Genomic DNA, 19638 nt, shown 5'->3' on the forward strand with positions numbered 1-19638 from the left:
CATATTGATGAATATTCATTAGAAGTTAGAGATACCAAATTAGGTAATGAAGAATTAACTAATGATATTCCTAACGTTTCTGAAGAGGCTACCAAAGACCTTGATGAAAATGGTATGATTCGTATTGGTGCAGAGATTAAACCAGGTGATATTCTTATTGGTAAGATTACTCCAAAAGGTGAATCTGATCCAACACCGGAAGAAAAATTATTACGTGCTATTTTTGGAGATAAAGCTGGAGATGTAAAAGATGCATCTTTAAAAGCATCACCTTCATTACATGGTGTAGTTATTGAGAAAAAATTATTCTCAAGAGCAATAAAAGATAAGCGTAAAAGAGCAAAGGGTAAAGAAGATATTGAAGCATTAGAAAATATCTATTACAAGAAGTTTGATGATTTACAGGCTGTTTTAGTTGAAAAATTATTCGCTCTTGTAAATGGTAAAACAGCTCAAGGTATTTATAATGACTTAGGTGAAGAAATCATTCCTAAAGGAAAGAAATATACGCTTAAGATGTTAAATGCTGTAGATGATTACACGCATTTAACTTCTGGAACTTGGACTACTGACGACCACTTAAATTCTTTAGTTGCAGATTTAATCCACAACTATAAAATTAAAGAGAATGACCTTCAAGGATCATTACGTCGTGAGAAATTTACAATTTCTGTAGGTGATGAATTACCAGCTGGTATTATCAAATTAGCTAAAGTTTATGTTGCTAAAAAACGTAAATTGAAAGTTGGTGATAAAATGGCAGGACGTCACGGAAACAAAGGTATTGTAGCTCGTATAGTTCGTCAGGAAGATATGCCATTCTTAGAAGATGGAACTCCTGTTGATATCGTATTAAATCCATTAGGTGTACCATCTCGTATGAACATCGGTCAGATTTATGAAACAGTACTTGGTTGGGCTGGACAAAAATTAGGTCGTACATATGCAACACCAATTTTTGATGGCGCAACTCTTGATCAAATAAATTCGTTTACAGATGAAGCTGGTGTACCAAGATTTGGTCATACACACCTATATGATGGTGGAACAGGAGATCGTTTCGATAAAGCTGCAACTGTTGGTGTGATTTACATGATTAAATTAGGTCACATGATTGATGATAAGATGCACGCACGTTCTATAGGACCATACTACTTAATTACGCAACAACCATTAGGTGGTAAAGCACAATTTGGTGGTCAGCGATTTGGTGAGATGGAAGTTTGGGCACTTGAGGCTTATGGAGCTTCAAGCACACTACGTGAAATCTTAACAGTGAAATCTGATGATGTTATAGGTAGAGCTAAAACTTACGAAGCTATCGTAAAAGGTGAGCCAATGCCAGAACCAGGATTACCTGAATCGTTCAACGTACTTATGCACGAATTGAAAGGATTAGGATTAGATATTAGATTAGAAGAATAAAAAAATAGTTAACTATCTTCAGTATAATTGTATGCTGAAGATAGAAAACTTAAGACTATAAAGTTATTATGGCAAGAAGACAAGATAAGAATACAATTCAGAAATTTAGTAAAATTTCTATTGGTCTAGCATCTCCAGAATCTGTTTTAGCAGCGTCTCGTGGTGAAGTTTTAAAACCAGAAACTATTAATTATCGAACACATAAACCTGAACGTGATGGTTTATTCTGTGAGCGTATTTTTGGTCCTGTAAAGGATTTTGAATGTGCTTGTGGTAAATATAAAAGAATACGCTACAAAGGTATTGTTTGTGACCGTTGTGGTGTTGAAGTAACAGAAAAGAAAGTACGTCGTGATAGAGTAGGACACATCAACCTTGTTGTGCCTGTTGCTCATATCTGGTACTTCCGTTCGTTACCAAATAAAATAGGATACTTACTTGGTTTACCATCTAAACGTTTAGATATGATTATCTATTACGAACGTTACGTGGTTATTCAACCTGGTGAAGCTATGAATGCTGAAGGAGAACCATTGCAAAAAATGGATTTCTTAACGGAAGAAGAGTATCTAAATATAATGGAAACGCTTCCTAAAGAAAATCAGTATCTAGAAGATACAGATCCAAACAAGTTTATTGCTAAAATGGGAGCAGAATGCTTAATCGACCTTTTAGCAAGAATTGACCTTGATGATTTATCGTTTGAATTACGCCATAAAGCGAATACAGAAACGTCTAAGCAACGTAAAACGGAAGCGTTAAAACGTCTGCAAGTTGTTGAAGCTTTTAGAGATTCAAACTTAAATAGAGAGAATAAGCCAGAATGGATGATCATGAAGGCTATTCCAATTATTCCACCAGAGTTAAGACCATTAGTGCCTTTAGATGGTGGACGTTTTGCAACATCGGATTTGAATGATTTATACCGTCGTGTTATTATTCGTAATAACAGATTAAAACGTTTAGTAGAAATCAAAGCTCCAGAAGTTATTTTGCGTAATGAGAAACGTATGTTACAAGAATCAGTTGATTCATTATTTGATAACACACGTAAAGCTTCTGCTGTTAAAACAGATTCTAACAGACCATTAAAATCGTTATCTGATTCATTAAAAGGTAAGCAAGGACGTTTCCGTCAAAACTTACTTGGTAAACGTGTTGATTATTCTGCGCGTTCGGTAATTGTTGTTGGACCAGAATTAAAGTTATTTGAATGTGGATTGCCTAAAGATATGGCAGCTGAACTATACAAACCTTTTGTAATTAGAAAATTAATTGAAAGAGGAATTGTAAAAACAGTAAAATCTGCAAAGAAAATTATAGATAGAAAAGAACCAGTAGTTTGGGATATTTTAGAGAATGTTTTAAAAGGACATCCAGTGCTTTTAAATCGTGCCCCTACCTTACACAGACTTGGTATTCAAGCTTTTCAACCAAAATTAATTGAAGGGAAAGCAATACAGTTACACCCATTAGTGTGTACAGCTTTTAATGCCGATTTTGATGGTGATCAAATGGCAGTTCACTTACCTCTTGGACCAGAAGCTATTTTAGAAGCACAATTATTGATGTTAGCATCACATAATATTCTAAATCCAGCAAATGGTGCTCCAGTAACAGTTCCTTCTCAGGATATGGTACTTGGTCTTTATTACATGACCAAACTTAGAAAATCAACTAAAGACGTAAAAGTTTTAGGTGAAGGATTGACATTTTACTCTCCAGATGAAGTAATTATTGCTTACAATGAGAAAAAAGTAGAATTAAATGCCGGAATAAAAGTAAGAACTCAAGATTTTAATGAAGAAGGTGAATTAACAACTCAAATTATTGAAACGACTGTAGGACGTGTGCTTTTTAACGAAAAAGTACCAGCAGCAGCAGGATACATTAATGAAGTATTGACCAAGAAATCTTTAAGAGATATTATTCATGGTATTCTTAAAAAGACTAGCGTTCCAGTTACAGCAGCTTTCTTAGACGAAATTAAAACTCAAGGTTATAAGTTCGCCTTTCAAGGTGGTTTATCGTTCAGTTTAGGTGATATTATTATCCCACCTGAAAAACAAGGTATGATTGATAAAGCTAACGGTTTAGTCGATGGTATTATGGGTAACTATAATATGGGATTAATAACAAATAACGAACGTTATAACCAAGTTATTGATATCTGGACATCTACTAATGCTGAATTAACTGAGTTATCTATGAAGCGTATTCGTGAGGATCAACAAGGATTTAACTCGGTATTTATGATGCTTGATTCTGGAGCTCGTGGATCTAAAGAACAGATTCGTCAGTTGACAGGTATGCGTGGATTAATGGCGAAACCTAAAAAATCTACTGCAGGTGGAGGATCGATTATTGAAAATCCAATTCTTGCTAACTTTAAAGAAGGTCTTTCAATTTTAGATTACTTTATTTCTACTCACGGTGCACGTAAAGGTCTTGCAGATACGGCACTTAAAACTGCCGATGCAGGTTACTTAACGCGTCGTTTAGTAGATGTGTCTCAAGATGTTATAATCTACAGTGAAGATTGTGGTACATTAAGAGGAATTGAAGTAAATCCATTAAAGAAAAATGAAGAAATTATAGAAACCCTAGAAGCTAGAATTGTTGGTCGTACATCTTTAAATGATGTTTATGATCCAATTACTGAAGAGCTTTTAGTTGAAGCAGGTGGTCATATTAATGATGACATTGCAAAACGTATAGGACAATCTCCATTGGATGCTGTCGAAGTTCGTTCTGCATTAACATGTGAAGCTAAAAAAGGTATCTGTTCTAAATGTTATGGTCGTAATTTAGCGACAGGTAAAATGGTACAACGTGGAGAAGCTGTTGGTGTCGTTGCGGCACAATCAATTGGTGAACCAGGTACACAGCTTACTCTTCGTACATTCCACGTTGGTGGTGTAGCAGGTAACATTTCAGAAGAAAATAAATTGACAGTTAAATTTGATGGTGTTGCAGAAATTGAAGACTTAAAAACTGTTAAAACTAAAGATAATGAAGGAAAAGAGGTAGATGTAGTTATTTCTCGAACTTCAGAATTAAAATTAGTAGACGCTAAAACAGGCATTACATTAAGTACTAATAATATTCCTTACGGATCATTCATCTACGTAAAGCCAGGTGATAAGGTTAAAACAGGAGATGTTATTTGTCAGTGGGATCCTTATAACGGTGTAATTATTTCTGAATTTGCTGGTAAAGTGAAGTTTGAAAACACCGAACAAGGTATCACTTATCAAGTAGAAATTGATGAGCAAACTGGTTTCCAAGAAAAAGTAATTTCAGAATCTAGGAACAAGAAATTAATTCCTACACTTCTTATCGAAAATGCTAAAGGAGAAACGATTCGTTCTTATAACTTACCTGTAGGAGCACACTTAATGATTGATGATGGTGAAAAAATTAAGGTTGGAAAAATCTTAGTTAAGATTCCACGTAAATCTGCAAAGGCTGGTGATATTACTGGTGGTTTACCTCGTGTAACTGAGTTATTTGAAGCACGTAACCCTTCTAATCCTGCTGTTGTAAGTGAGATTGATGGTGTTGTGTCTTTCGGAAAAATTAAAAGAGGTAACCGTGAGATTATAATTGAATCTAAATTAGGTGAGATTAAGAAATACTTAGTGAAATTATCTAATCAAATCCTTGTACAAGAGAATGATTATGTAAAAGCTGGTATGCCATTATCTGATGGTTCTATCACTCCTAATGATATTTTAAATATCAAAGGCCCTTCAGCTGTTCAACAATATTTAGTAAATGAAGTACAGGAAGTATATCGTTTACAAGGTGTGAAAATTAATGATAAGCACTTTGAAGTTGTTGTAAGACAAATGATGCGTAAAGTTAGAATTATAGATTCTGGTGATACAATTTTCTTAGAAGATCAATTGGCTCATAAAGCAGATTTCATTGAAGAAAATGACAAGATTTTCGGAATGAAAGTTGTTGAAGAAGCTGGCGATTCAGAGACTTTAAAAGCTGGTCAAATTTTAACAGCTAGAGAGTTGAGAGATGAGAACTCAATACTTCGTAGAGAGGATAAAGCATTAGCTACAGCAAGAGATGCTAAGCCTGCAACTGCAACTCCTATACTTCAGGGTATTACGAGAGCTTCGTTACAGACAAAATCATTTATCTCTGCCGCATCATTCCAAGAAACAACTAAAGTTCTTAATGAGGCTGCAGTAAATGCTAAAGTTGATGATCTTGAAGGCTTAAAGGAAAATGTAATCGTTGGTCATAGAATTCCAGCTGGAACAGGTGTTAGAAAATTTGATAACATCATTGTAGGTTCTAAAGAAGAATTCAATGAAATGATGAAAGCAAAAGAAGAAATGAACTACAACTAATAATTGTCATTCCTACTGAGCTGGGAATAAATAAAATAAAAGCCTTCACACATTAATTTGTTTGAAGGCTTTTTAATTAAAACAAAACATATTATGGCAGAAGATAAAAAACAAAAAAAACCAGGAATAAATATAGAATTAGATGAAAAGATTGCAGAAGGGACGTATTCGAATTTAGCAATTATAAATCATTCAGTGTCAGAGTTTGTAGTGGACTTCGTTAGTATAATGCCTGGAACACCAAAGAGTAAAGTTAAATCAAGAATTATTTTAACGCCTCAGCATGCTAAACGTTTGCTAAAAGCTTTGGGTGATAATGTGAATAGATTTGAAAAGGCTCATGGTGAAATCAAAGATTATGAGCAACCTCCAATACCATTGAATTTCGGGCCAACAGGTCAGGCATAGAGTTTATATAAAAATTAGAATTTGACACTGTATTTTTTATAGGTGCTCAAAACTTTTTTTTGAGCAACCTCCAATACCATTGAATTTCTGGCCAACAGGTTAGGATTAAAGTAGTTATATTTATTTTGATTTGCTGGAAATGTTTCATGGAGTGGAGCTAACAATGCTATGAACTTCCGGTCATCAAAACTGGTGTAGAAATAAATAATGATCCTTGATTCAGGTCTATAGAGACAAAAATTAAAATCCTTTTGAATTTAATTTCAAAAGGATTTTTTGGTTCAGTATACAGTTAGGCGACTTCTTTTTGATTGCTGTAAAATTTTAATGCACCAGAAGGGCATTTTTTTACTTGTTCAATAATTTTGTCAGTAGTTTCACCATCTAAGTCTATCCAAGGGATAACAGATTGACGAAAAACATTTGAAAGTTCTTTAGCACAACGCTCAGCGTTAATACATTGACAAGGATTGTAAGTAACAGTAATATCATTATTACTGAAAACGTTCGGTGTAGTTTTCATAAGTAGATCAATTTGGGGTTTAATCTTAATTCAATGTAAATACTTATAGTTTTAGTATTTAATAAAATCGATTAAATGTATTAAATAAACGACAAAATGCAAAATTTAATAAATATTATCGATGAACGACACATATTCTTAGTCAAATTCCGAAGTTAAATGAAATATTATATTTGGATATTTCTGTTCTGTCATTTGCAAAGAAAAAGCCGAATCTGCAAGAAAAACAAGTTGTCCTCGTTTATCTTTAGCTAAGAATCGCTGCTTTACTCTTTTGAATTCTTTAAATTCTTCGCTCTTTTTGTCATTAGGTTCAACCCAACATGCTTTATGTACATTTAAGTTTTCGTAAGTACACTTTGCACCATACTCATGTTCTAGTCTGTATTGTATAACTTCATATTGTAAAGCGCCAACAGTTCCAATAACCTTTCGACCATTCAGTTCTAATGTAAATAACTGAGCAACACCTTCATCCATAAGTTGGTCAATACCTTTATTTAGCTGTTTAGATTTTAAAGGATCTGCATTATTGATATATCTGAAATGTTCAGGAGAAAAACTTGGAACACCTTTATAGTTAAGAACTTCACCTTCAGTTAGAGTATCTCCAATTTTAAAATTACCAGTATCTTGAAGGCCAACAATATCTCCTGGATATGAAATGTCAACGATTTCTTTCTTTTCGGCAAAGAAGGCGTTCGGACTCGAAAATTTTAATTTTTTATTATGCCTAACATGAAGGTAAGGTGCATTTCTTTTAAATTCACCAGAAACGATTTTTATAAAAGCCAAACGATTTCTATGGTTTGGATCCATATTGGCATGGATTTTAAAAACAAAACCGGAAAATTTATCTTCTTCTGGTTTAACCAATCGCTCTTCACTTTGTTTAGGTCTTGGTTTTGGTGCAATTTCAACAAAACAGTCTAATAATTCTCGATCGCCAAAATTGTTAAGAAAAAAAAAAAAAAATACAGGTTGTAATTCACCATTCAAATACTTGTCTTTTTCAAACTTAGGGTATATACCTTCTACAAGTTCAATTTCATCCCTAAGTGTTTGAGCAGCTTTCTCACCCACTAGTTTATCTAATTCTGAAGAAGATAAGTCATCAATTTCGATGGTCTCTTCAATATCTTTTCGGCTATCACCACTAAACAAATTGACATTTTTTTCCCAAATGTTATAAATGCCTTTAAAATCATAACCCATTCCAATGGGAAAACTAAGAGGAACTACGGTCAATCCCAGCTTTTGTTCAATTTCATCTAGTAAATCGAATGCATCTTTACCTTCACGATCCATTTTATTAATGAAAACAATCATGGGGATGTTACGCATTCTACAAACTTCAACAAGTTTTTCGGTTTGCTCCTCAACACCTTTAGCGACATCAATAACAACGATGACACTGTCAACAGCTGTTAATGTTCTAAAAGTATCTTCGGCAAAGTCTTTATGTCCTGGTGTATCAAGAATGTTTATTTTTATTCCATCATATTCAAATGCTAAAACAGAAGTTGCTACAGAAATTCCTCTTTGACGTTCAATTTCCATAAAGTCACTTGTTGCGCCTTTCTTAATTTTATTACTTTTTACAGCTCCTGCCTCTTGAATAGCACCACCAAACAAAAGAAGTTTTTCAGTAAGTGTTGTTTTTCCTGCATCAGGATGTGAAATTATACCAAATGTGCGACGTCTATCGATTTCTTTTAAAAAACTCATGCTTAAATTTTGTGGCTACAAATATAATTACAATTAATCTCTAAAGAGTGACTTTGAATTAAATTCTGTGTCTGAATTTAAAATAGATATCAAGAATTAGATTTTGTTGTTAAGGTTGTTAATAAGTTAAATTAGGAACTGTAAACCATCAATCTAAAATTATTAACATTGAGCCTTAATAATTAAGGAAATTACTTTAATTTTGTGTTTAGTCGATTAGAATAAACATTTAATCGACTAAATGAATGTTAATATTTATAGTATTTTTTTACAAAATTATTACATTTGAACCTGATTAATAGCACTCATTTTGAACCTACACTTAAAAGCTGTAAGCCCATTTTATGCATTCAACACGCATGAGGTTAGGCTTTTTTTGTTTTTACAGTAGATGATTTGAGGTGTTATATAAAATTATAAGAACAAATAATTATATAAGATTTTATGAAAATCTCTACTCGATTCTCGAACATTAAAACACTTTTTTTATTAATTGTATTTGGTGTTTTTTCATTAATAACAGTAGTTGCTCAGACAAATGCTCCAAGTATACAGTCAGGAGTGACTTTTCAATGGGATCCACTTACTCCACAAACTAATCCTGATGATGCTACTGTATTGCAAAGCATCACTATCGATGGAGATGTATATAGTGATTTCAATTTGGGAGTACCAAGTGGTTACGCTTTAACACAAATTGGTCCAACTGGTGACGGAGCAAACAATATTAGATTAAATGGTGGGTTTACTGAAAATGATAGTTCAGATCCTACTTGGAATGCTTCGGCTTTGGCTGCATTTAAAGATTTAAATTTAAATCATTACTTCGAGGCAAATGGAAACGGTCAAGAAATTTGTGATAATTTTACAGTAGCTGATGGAACTCCAAATGAAGCAACGACTACTGCTCAAAGACAAACTTTATCCTACACACCAGGTATCAAATCTACCGCTAATGGTATTATTGTAGTTACCGAGAGAAATGCTAATAACTGCTTTCATATCGAGGTTTTTGGCACTCCAGCAGGTGGAGGAGCTACACAATCATTAGGTGAAACTTTTGTAAATGAAGATAGTACCCAATGGGGTTATGGAGGAACTGGTACTAATGGAAGTACACCAGGTACTCCAGGGTCAGTTAATCCTCCAAGTCCTGGCTCAGATTATTGGCTAAGTGATAGATTAATTGATAATGGTGGTACTATTGGTATTGCAATATTTACATTAAGTGATGTAGCTCCTGTCGGTTCAACAATTACAAGTATACAGCTTACTGCTGCTACTAACGATCATGGTGATGGTAAAGTATTTATTATCACAGAACCTGATGATGATGGTGATGGAGTTCCAAATACTTCAGACACCTGTCCTGATGGTGATGATGGTCTAGATAACGATGGTGATTTAATTGCAGACGCTTGTGATGATGATGATGATAATGATGGAATTCTTGATATCTATGAATTAGATTGTTCTTCTGGGCCTGTCGCTTTAAGTCAAACGTTTTCTGATAATACAGGTGTAGTAGATGTATCAGAGTCTGTTAGTAATTTATTTCCTTTTTCGGGAGTTGATGTTACATTAGCTTATGTATTAAGAGGTTCGGCAACTTGGAATAGTGGTGTGTCTAATCAAAATACAGTAGGTTTATTACCAGATGGTGAATATGTAAATACACAGCCTAATAATACTGATTTTCCAAATGGAGATGTTGCAGAATATACGTATACGTTTTCTGAACCTGTATATAATGTAAACTTCAAATTTGGCGGACTAGATAATGCTGATAGAGCTGATTTTGTTGCTTCAAATGGTTCGGAAAATGTTCCTGTACAATTAACTGATATTAATTTGGGAGCTAATGTTGCCATAAATGGACAGAGTGCGGTAAGTAGTGCTGGTGGAGCAAATGCACCTTTCAATAGTATTGGAGTAACAATGAATGGTCCTGTTGATACAATAAGAATAACAGTTGGTAAAAACAATGGTAATTCGGGTAATGTTACTATGCAATTTTACGAATTAGAATATTGTATAACTCTAGATACAGATAATGATGGTGTTGATGATATTTTTGATTTAGATGCTGATAATGATGGAATTTATGATGTTGATGAAGCAGGTAATGGTGCTCTAGACACTAATGACGACGGTGTTATAGATAGTAACGATACTAATGGAACATTTACGTTTGAAGATTTAGATGGAAATGGAGCAGATGATACAGCACAAACGACAACACCTCCAGATAGTGATCCTGCAAATAATGATGGTCCAAATTTTCAAGACACTGATAGTGACGGTGATGGTTGTCCAGATGCAAATGAAGCGTATTCTAGTCCAACTGCAGCTGGTAGTGATGATGGGCAATTTGGAGAGCCTGATCCAGCAGCAATAAACCTTATTAATGGTTTGGTTACAGAATTAGGTGTTGATTATTCATTAGGGACTAATTTAAATGTAACTGATCCCTTAAATGCGCCGGGCTGTGCAACAATTACTGCTCAAGATGATGATTTTAGTTCTTTACCAATTAACCCTGTTACTGGAGGTACAACCTTAAGTGTTTTTGCTGATAATGGAAACACTGTAGATGATGCAAATGGGTCAAGTGCTAATGATACTAATATAGATGATAACATAAGCATCAGTGATGATGGTGGTCTTACAGGTGTAACTATTAATTCAGATGGCACAATAGATGTTCCAGCTGATAGCATTCCAGGGACTTATACCTTAGAATATACAATTTGTCTAGATGCTAATAATACTATTTGTGATGTTGCAAATGTGATTATAGTTGTTGGAGTATGTTTAGATTTTCCAACTAATGATTGTGATAATGATGGAGTTCCAAATGCTTCTGATATATGTGAAGGATTTGACGATACGGCAGATATAGATGGCGATTTAGTTCCAGATGGTTGTGATTTAGATGATGATAATGATGGGCTTTTAGATTCTGTTGAATGTAATGCCACAAATGCTTTAGTAAACGGTGATTTTGTATCAAACTTAGCTACAGGATGGACTGAATCTGGAGATACAGATTGGTTTAGATCTGGAATAGGTGGAGGAATCGCTAGATTTACAGCAGATAATTCAGATTCAACTTTTGAGCAAACTTTTACGGTATATGAAGATGTTATAACTGCTTTTACTTTTCAAGATGCAGCTGATGCTTCGAGTCCAATTGATGCAACTTTAGAAGTTTCTATTGATGGAACTATAGTCTACAGTAAAACTGCTACAGAAATTCAAGCAGATAATGGTGGAGTTAATACATTCGCAACACAAACATTCTTCTTTGTTTCTCCAACTGGTACAGCAAACATAAGTATTAGAGCATTTTCAGCAAGTGCTGGTGTTTCTGATGATATTAGATTAGATAATATTGTTGTTGAACTTTGTCAAGACTTAGATGGTGGTGGTATTCCTGATTTCTTAGATTCTGATAGCGATAATGATGGATGTCCAGATGCACTTGAAGGTGATGGTGGATTCACATTAGCTGATTTAGATATGGAAGACAGTTTAGGTGATACTGTTGATGCGAACGGAGTTCCACAAGTAGGTGCTTCTAGTGGTCAGCAAAATGATATTAGCTCAACAAATCCTCTTATAACTTCTTTAGAATGTGATGACGATGGAGATGGTATAAGTAATGATAATGATCAATGTCCTGGATTTGATGATACTCAAAACAACGATGGTGATTTATATGCAGACGGATGTGATCTTGATGATGACAATGATGGGCTTTTAGATACGGTAGAACAAGGTAATACAGTTAACAGCCAACCAATCTGTGGTGGTCAAACAACTCTAGATTTTAGTAATGCTCCAACTGAAGAAGTCGGAGATGGATTTTTAATTTCAATATTAGAAGGTGAAACGTTTAGATTTTCATCTGTAGCTCCTGGTATTGATGCTTTAGTTACTATTAATGAAATATACAACTGTTTTATAACGGTTATTGATGAAAATTCATCAAATCCAACATTTTTTAAACCTGAAACTCGTGTTGGAAATGTGCCAGCAGGTCAGAAACCATTTATTGAATATCAATTTGATTTTGTTCAGTCTGGTACAACTACACCTGTAGTGATCCCTGAGTTATTTATTAATTTTAATGATCTTGATGGCAATTCTGATATATTAGAACAAAACTGGACTGAATACCCAATCAGTTATACACTTGATAACCCTTCAGAAATTACTATTACTGATGAAAGTCCATGGATTGTTGGTACATCAAGTAATGTTAATTTTCCAGGTACGTCTAACACTAATCCTTCTACAAATTATTCTACAAGATATTTAAATACATCTAGTCAAACGATAAGACTTGGTGTAAGTGTAATTACTGCTAATAACCCTGTGACTAGAAGACATAGTGTGGAGTTTAATTGTGTTAATAATTTTAATAATCCGATTACTACTTTGTTTGATACAGATGAAGATGGAATTCCAAACCATTTAGATTCAGATAGTGACGATGATGGATGCCCTGATGCTGTTGAAGGTGATGGTGGATTTACTGAATCTATTTTAGACGGTGATGACTCTCTTGGCGATGTTGTTGATGCTAGTGGTATTCCTCAAGTAGGTGGCTCTTCTGGTCAACAAAATGACATCAGTTCTATAGATCCTAATGTTGATGGTTGTGAAGACCCAATTATTATAGCTGAGAAGAGTGCAGTAGTGGTAGATAATGGAGATGGAGTTTTAGGCGCAGGTGATGTAATAAACTACACAATAACATTAGAGAATACTGGAAATGTAACTTTAACAGGAGTTGTACCTAATGATACATTAGTAAATTTAGATGGAAATACTGTAACATTAATACCAGTATTTGATCCAGTAAATTCAGACAATATTGAAGGAACACTATCAGTAGGAGAGTCAGCAACTTATTTAGTAAGTTATACACTTACACAAGATGATGCGGATTCAGGTGGAGTTATTAATATTGTTGTAGCTGAAGGAACAAGTCCAGCAGGCACTACAGTAGATGATGATAGTGATGATCCAAACGATACCGAGGATGTAGATCCAGATGGTGATGGTGATCCAGATGATCCAACCGAAACACTAATACCAGAACTACCAATTCTAGAAGTTATAAAAACAGATATGGTTGTTGATGTTAATGGTGACAATGTAATTGGAGTTGGTGATATAATTAACTATACAATTGAAGTAACCAATACTGGTAATGTCACTTTGAATAATGTGATTATTGCTAGTGATGATTTAACAGATTTAAATGGTTTTGTACTCACTTTAGATTCTCCAGTAACATTTGATCCATTAAATTCAGATAATATTGAAGGATTATTATTAGTAGGTGAAACAGCAACTTATATAGCGAGTTATACACTCACACAAGATGATGTTGATGCTGGAGGTGTTCAAAATATTGCTGTAGCTGAAGGAGATAGCCCTGGAGGAACAACAATTAGTGATGAAAGTGATGATCCAGCAGATGCAACAAGTGATGATGATCCAACAATAACAGAAACAGATTCTGATTTTGATCTATCTGTAATGAAAGAAGTTGATATTCTTGAGCCTCTAATTGGAGATAATGTAGTATTTACAATCACAGTAACTAATGAAGGTTTTGTAACTGCTACTGGTGTGGTTATTGAAGAAGTGATTCCTAGTGGTTATTCATTTGTAAGTTCTATGATTACAGCTAATAATGGTATTTATTCTGATACTACAGGTCTTTGGGATATTGGTGATCTTGATCCTGGTGAAGTTGCTATGCTTCAAATCACTGTTGAAGTTCTAGGTTTTGGAGATTACTTAAACACAGCATCAATTTCAAGTTTTGTTGGTGGTATGGATATCAATATAAGTAACAATGAAGCTTCAGCTTCAGTAAACCCAATTTGTTTAACCATTTATAATGAGTTCTCTCCTAATGGAGATGGTGCTAACGAAACATTTATTATAGATTGTATAGAAACCTTCCCGAATAATAAATTAGAAATCTATAACCGTTGGGGAAATATAGTTTATACTAAAAAAGGATATAGAAATGATTGGAACGGAACGTCTAACGGAAGAGCAGTTCTTAATGAATCTGATCAATTACCAGTTGGTACATATTATTATGTAATTGACTTAGGTGATGGTTCAGAACCACGAGTAGGATGGTTATACTTAACAAGATAAAATTAAGGCAAGATTTAAAACAATATTAAAATGATACAAAAATCATCATTAGTTAAAGGATTAATACTGTTAGTGTTTTGTGCACTAACTATTAATACTAGTTTTGCACAGCAAGACCCTCAGTACACGCAGTATATGTATAACACTATGAGTGTTAATCCTGCTTACGCTGGACAGCGAGAAGTACTTAGTGTTACTGGTTTATATCGTACTCAGTGGGTTGGTATAGATGGTGCACCAAAAACACAAACTTTAGGAATCCATGCACCACTTAGAAATGATAAGATTGGTCTAGGCCTATCTATTGTTAATGACGCACTTGGTCCAGCTAACGAAACCTATATTGATGCTAACTTTTCATATACGATTCAAATAAATGAGTCTTTGACTAAGTTATCTTTCGGTGTAAAAGGTGGAGCTCATTTATTAGATACTGATTGGAGCAAAGGACGTTTTCAAAATCAAAATGATGCAGCATTTAGAGAAAATATTAGTTTGTTTTCTCCAACGATTGGAGCTGGTTTGTATTTGCATAATAGAAAATGGTATGTTGGATTATCTGTACCTAATTTTTTAAATACAGATCATTATGATGATTTCCAAGAATCTGTTGCTAGAGAAAGAATGCATTATTACTTAATAGCTGGATACGTTTTCGACTTAAGCGAAAATACACAATTTAAACCAGCTGCTCTAGTAAAAGCAGTCTCTGGAGCGCCTTTAATTGCAGATGTTTCAGCAAACTTTTTAATTAATAAAAAATTTACTCTTGGAGTTGCTTGGAGATGGGATGATTCCTTTAGTGGGTTAGCTGGATTTCAAGTAACTGATGGTTTGTATCTAGGCTATTCGTATGATGCTACAACTACCAATTTAAATAACTACAATAGTGGTTCACATGAAATTATGTTACGTTTTGAAATGCAAAAATTAGGTAGAATATTATCTCCTAGATTCTTCTAAAAAAATGATTATGAAAACAAAAAATATACTCTCTGTATTAGCCCTAAGCTTTTTTATTACAATGGGCTATGCGCAAAAAGGCAAAGTTAGACAGGCTAAAAAGGAATACGATAATTTGGCTTATGTGAAAACTAGTGAGATTTTACTAGAAGTAGCTAATAATGGTTTTAAATCTGTTGAATTACTTCAGAAGCTAGCTAATTCATTTTATTTCAATAATCAGATGAAAGAAGCTGCGCAATGGTATGGTGAATTGATGGCGATGAACGAAAATGTAGATCCTGAATATTATTTTAGATATGCGCAAGCTTTAAAATCTATTGAAAACTATACTGAATCAGATAAGTGGATGAATAAATTCCATGAAGCAGATCGAAGCGATCTTAGAGGAAGAGCTTTTGCTTCAACCGTAGACTATTTATCTAAGATTGATGAAGCAAGTCGAGATTTTGAAATAAAAAACATGGACATTAATACTGATGTATCTGATTTCGGAACGACACAATATCAAGATCAATTGGTGTACGCTTCAGCTAGAGGTGGCGGAAAAAAATACAAGTGGAACGAACAACCTTTCTTAGATTTATTCACAGCTGATAAACAAGAAGATGGTTCATATTCTGGTGCTAATGCTTATAACGCTCAAGTTAATAGTAAATTCCATGAGTCATCTGCAGCGTTTACGCCAGATGATGAAACGATGTATTTTACTAGAAATAATTATCACAATAAAAAATATAAAAAGAGTGAAGATGGTACCAATAGATTAAAACTTTTTAGAGCTACCTTAGATGAAGGTAACTGGTCAAATGTTGAATCTGTACATTTTAATAGTGATGAATATAGTGTAGCACATCCAACAATAAATCTATCAGGTACTAAAATGTACTTTGCTTCAGATATGGAAGGTACACTAGGTAAATCTGATATTTTTGAAGTTGAAATCAAAGAAGATGGAACTCTAGGAGATCCTGTTAATTTAGGATCTTCAATAAATACAGAAGGTCATGAATCTTTTCCGTTCATAAATTCAGAAGGTGATTTATACTTTTCTTCTAACGGTTTTAGTGGTTTAGGAGGACTAGATGTATTTGTAATTAGAGAATTTGAAAAACGAAAAGAATCAAATCAGCAGCTTATTTTAGAAAATGTTGGACGTCCAATTAACAGTCCAATGGATGATTTTGCTTACTACGAAAACATCGCAACAAAAGAAGGATTCTTTACTTCTAATAGAGATGGTGGAAAAGGAGATGATGATATCTATACCTTTATAATTCCTGATTGTGAACAAATAGTTGAAGGTATCGTTAGTGACCAAGAAACACAAACACCTATTGTTGGAGCCAGAGTTACTTTACTAGATGCTGAAGGCGAAGCGCTAAATTCTCAAACTGTTGGTGATGATGGTGCTTATAAGTTTGAAAAGCTTGAATGTGAAAAAGAGTATTTGATTAGAATTGAAGCTGAAGATTACGAAACTGTAGAGGAGCGTTTTACAACTCCTAAAAGGAAACAAGATCTTATAATTAATCCTACATTAGAAAAAGATGTCAAAGGTATTACTGAAGGTACAGATTTAGCTGAAACTTTAAATATACCAATAATCTACTTTGATTTTGATAAGTCTAATATTCGTCCTGACGCTGAAGTTGAATTACAAAAAGTATTAGCTGTAATGAAACAATACCCAACAATGGTAGTTGATATAAGAAGCCACACAGATTGTAGAGCTCCAGCTGAATATAATCTAAGATTATCAGATAGTAGAGCAAAATCTACAAGACAATACTTAATTAGCAATGGTATTGAAGCAGGTAGACTAACTGCCAAAGGTTATGGTGAATCTCAATTGGTTAACGATTGTGGTTGTGAACCAACTAATGAGTCTGATTGTACTGAAGAACAACATCAATTAAACCGACGTAGTGAATTCATTATCGTAAAGATGTAGTGCTATCTATTAAATAAACGTTAAAAGCTGTCTTTTTTAAGGCAGCTTTTTTGTTTCTAGTCCATTATTAGATATTTAGTTGTTATTTTTGTTTGCTATGAAAGAAGAACATGTAATTCTTGTCAACGAAAATGATGAGCAAATAGGCACAATGCCTAAAATGGAAGCGCACGAAAAAGCGATTTTGCATCGTGCCTTCTCAGTATTTGTTTTTAATGATAATAATGAATTGATGCTTCAGCAACGCGCTAAGCATAAATATCATTCGCCATTACTTTGGACAAATACATGTTGCAGTCACCAACGTGATGGTGAAACTAATTTGGATGCAGGAAAACGTCGTTTACAAGAAGAAATGGGATTTGTTACACCTCTAAAAGAAACAATATCTTTCATATATAAAGCACCTTTTGATAATGGGTTAACAGAACATGAATACGATCATGTTATGGTTGGAACTTATAATAATGAACCTGTAATTAATCCTGAAGAAGTTGAAGGTTGGAAATGGATGCCATTAGAAGCTGTAAAAGTAGATATTGAATTACAACCAGAACACTACACAGAATGGTTTAAGATTATATTTGATAAATTTTACGAACACATAAACATTACTAACAAATGAGAGTTAATGTACACAGAAAAGCACATTTTAATGCAGCACATCGCTTGTACAGAAAGGATTGGAGTTTTGAAAAAAATGAAGAGATTTTCGGCAAGTGTAACAATCCAAATTTTCATGGTCATAACTACGAACTTATTGTTAGTGTTACTGGAAATATCGATATTGAAACAGGATATGTGATTGATATGAAAGTCTTAAAAGACATTATTAAATCTGAAGTGGAAGATGCTTTCGATCATAAAAATCTTAACATAGAAGTTCCAGAATTTAAAGACCTAAATCCTACCGCTGAAAATATAGTTGTTGTGATTTATAATAAGATCAAACCAAAATTAAATCTAGATTTTGATTTAGAAATTACGTTATATGAAACACCACGTAATTTTGTAACCTATTCTGGCTTATAAACCATGGAAAATCTTTTGTACCCTTTAAAATTTGAACCTATTTTAAAAGATAAAATCTGGGGAGGAAATAAATTAAAAACATTACTTGATAAAGACTCAAATCTTTCAAATGTTGGTGAGAGTTGGGAAATCAGTGATGTTGATGGAGATACTTCAATTGTTGCAAATGGCAGATTAAAAGGTGAATCGTTAAAATCACTTTTAGCAAAATATCAAAGATTTTTAGTTGGGAATAAGAACTATAAAGCTTTTGGCGATAAATTCCCATTATTAATTAAATTTATTGATGCCAAAGAAGACTTGTCTATCCAGCTGCATCCTAATGACGAATTAGCAGCTAAACGACACAATTCCTTCGGGAAAACAGAAATGTGGTATGTGATGCAAGCAGATGATGATGCTAATCTAATTGTTGGCTTTAATAAAAAAATGACACCAGATTTATATCTGAAGCATTTAGAAAATAAAACACTCACTCAAATTTTAAATTTCGACAGAGTAAAAACTGGAGATACCTATTTCATTGAAGTTGGAAGAGTGCATGCCATTGGCGCAGGAGTATTGCTTGCTGAAATTCAGCAAACAAGTGATATCACATACAGAGTTTATGATTGGGATCGTGTTGATGATCAAGGTAATGAACGTGAATTGCACAACGATTTAGCCATTGATGCCTTTGACTTTGATATGTATGATAATTTTAGAGTGGATTATACTAAGGACAAAAACACCTCAAATGAAATGGTTAATTGTCCTTATTTTAAAACAAGTTTTCTTCACGTAACCGATTCAATATTGAAACTAAATGATAAGGATTCATTCTTTATTTACATGTGTGTTGAAGGTGAAGCCTTGATTGTCACTGAACACGCTTCAGAACTTATTAAAAAAGGTGAAACTGTTTTAATTCCAGCGACAATAGAAACCTATAAAATAACGTCTACGAATGCAAAACTTCTAGAAGTTTATGTGTAATTTTGTAGCAAATAAATTTAAATTATTATGGCAAATGTTAGAGACCTAAAAAAGGATATTAATTTCGTTTT

At 33.6% G+C, this 19638-nt stretch carries 10 protein-coding genes and 1 pseudogene; 9 read left to right on the plus strand and 2 right to left on the minus strand.

Going from position 1 to position 19638, the window contains the following annotated elements:
• The 3 genes and pseudogenes from rpoB to AB8B90_RS11845 all read left to right on the plus strand — a co-directional run.
• Positions 1-1425 (plus strand): annotated as a pseudogene (gene rpoB / locus AB8B90_RS11835) (DNA-directed RNA polymerase subunit beta); the annotation flags it as partial.
• 68 nt (positions 1426-1493) lie between these two features.
• On the plus strand, positions 1494-5795 hold the full coding sequence (rpoC, locus tag AB8B90_RS11840) for a DNA-directed RNA polymerase subunit beta' (protein WP_405337135.1): 4302 nt from the start codon (positions 1494-1496) through the stop codon (positions 5793-5795).
• Positions 5796-5888: 93 nt separating this feature from the next.
• Positions 5889-6203 carry a DUF3467 domain-containing protein gene (locus AB8B90_RS11845; protein WP_405337137.1) on the plus strand — a complete coding sequence of 105 codons (315 nt, stop codon included), beginning with the start codon at positions 5889-5891 and terminating at the stop codon, positions 6201-6203.
• Between the two features lie 292 nt (positions 6204-6495).
• Here AB8B90_RS11845 and AB8B90_RS11850 read toward each other — a convergent pair whose 3' ends face one another.
• Both AB8B90_RS11850 and AB8B90_RS11855 read right to left on the minus strand, forming a co-directional pair.
• On the minus strand, positions 6496-6726 hold the full coding sequence (locus tag AB8B90_RS11850; RefSeq protein ID WP_405337139.1) for a (4Fe-4S)-binding protein: 231 nt from the start codon (positions 6724-6726) through the stop codon (positions 6496-6498).
• Between the two features lie 138 nt (positions 6727-6864).
• Complete coding sequence (locus AB8B90_RS11855) at positions 6865-8454, minus strand: peptide chain release factor 3 (protein ID WP_405337141.1); 1590 nt, start codon at positions 8452-8454, stop codon at positions 6865-6867.
• Positions 8455-8898: 444 nt separating this feature from the next.
• Here AB8B90_RS11855 and AB8B90_RS11860 point away from each other — a divergent pair, with 444 nt between their 5' ends.
• The 6 genes from AB8B90_RS11860 (at position 8899) to AB8B90_RS11885 (ending at position 19567) form a co-directional block, all read left to right on the plus strand.
• Positions 8899-14643: a gliding motility-associated C-terminal domain-containing protein gene (locus tag AB8B90_RS11860; protein ID WP_405337143.1), complete on the plus strand. Its 5745-nt coding sequence runs from the start codon at positions 8899-8901 to the stop codon at positions 14641-14643.
• A gap of 30 nt (positions 14644-14673) precedes the next feature.
• Complete coding sequence (locus AB8B90_RS11865) at positions 14674-15606, plus strand: type IX secretion system membrane protein PorP/SprF (RefSeq protein ID WP_405337145.1); 933 nt, start codon at positions 14674-14676, stop codon at positions 15604-15606.
• Between the two features lie 10 nt (positions 15607-15616).
• The gene (locus AB8B90_RS11870; RefSeq protein ID WP_405337147.1) at positions 15617-17560 is read left to right on the plus strand and encodes an OmpA family protein; all 1944 of its coding nucleotides are present in this window, start codon (positions 15617-15619) and stop codon (positions 17558-17560) included.
• A gap of 97 nt (positions 17561-17657) precedes the next feature.
• Positions 17658-18185 (plus strand): isopentenyl-diphosphate Delta-isomerase, encoded by a 528-nt coding sequence (idi, locus tag AB8B90_RS11875; RefSeq protein ID WP_405337149.1) that lies wholly within the window; start codon positions 17658-17660, stop codon positions 18183-18185.
• Complete coding sequence (locus tag AB8B90_RS11880; protein ID WP_405337151.1) at positions 18182-18592, plus strand: 6-pyruvoyl trahydropterin synthase family protein; 411 nt, start codon at positions 18182-18184, stop codon at positions 18590-18592. The genes idi and AB8B90_RS11880 overlap by 4 nt, the downstream gene beginning before the upstream one ends.
• A gap of 3 nt (positions 18593-18595) precedes the next feature.
• Positions 18596-19567 carry a type I phosphomannose isomerase catalytic subunit gene (locus AB8B90_RS11885; protein WP_405337153.1) on the plus strand — a complete coding sequence of 324 codons (972 nt, stop codon included), beginning with the start codon at positions 18596-18598 and terminating at the stop codon, positions 19565-19567.
• Positions 19568-19638 lie beyond the last annotated feature (71 nt).

Source organism: Psychroserpens sp. (genome assembly GCF_045105015.1).
GTDB lineage: Bacteria > Bacteroidota > Bacteroidia > Flavobacteriales > Flavobacteriaceae > Psychroserpens.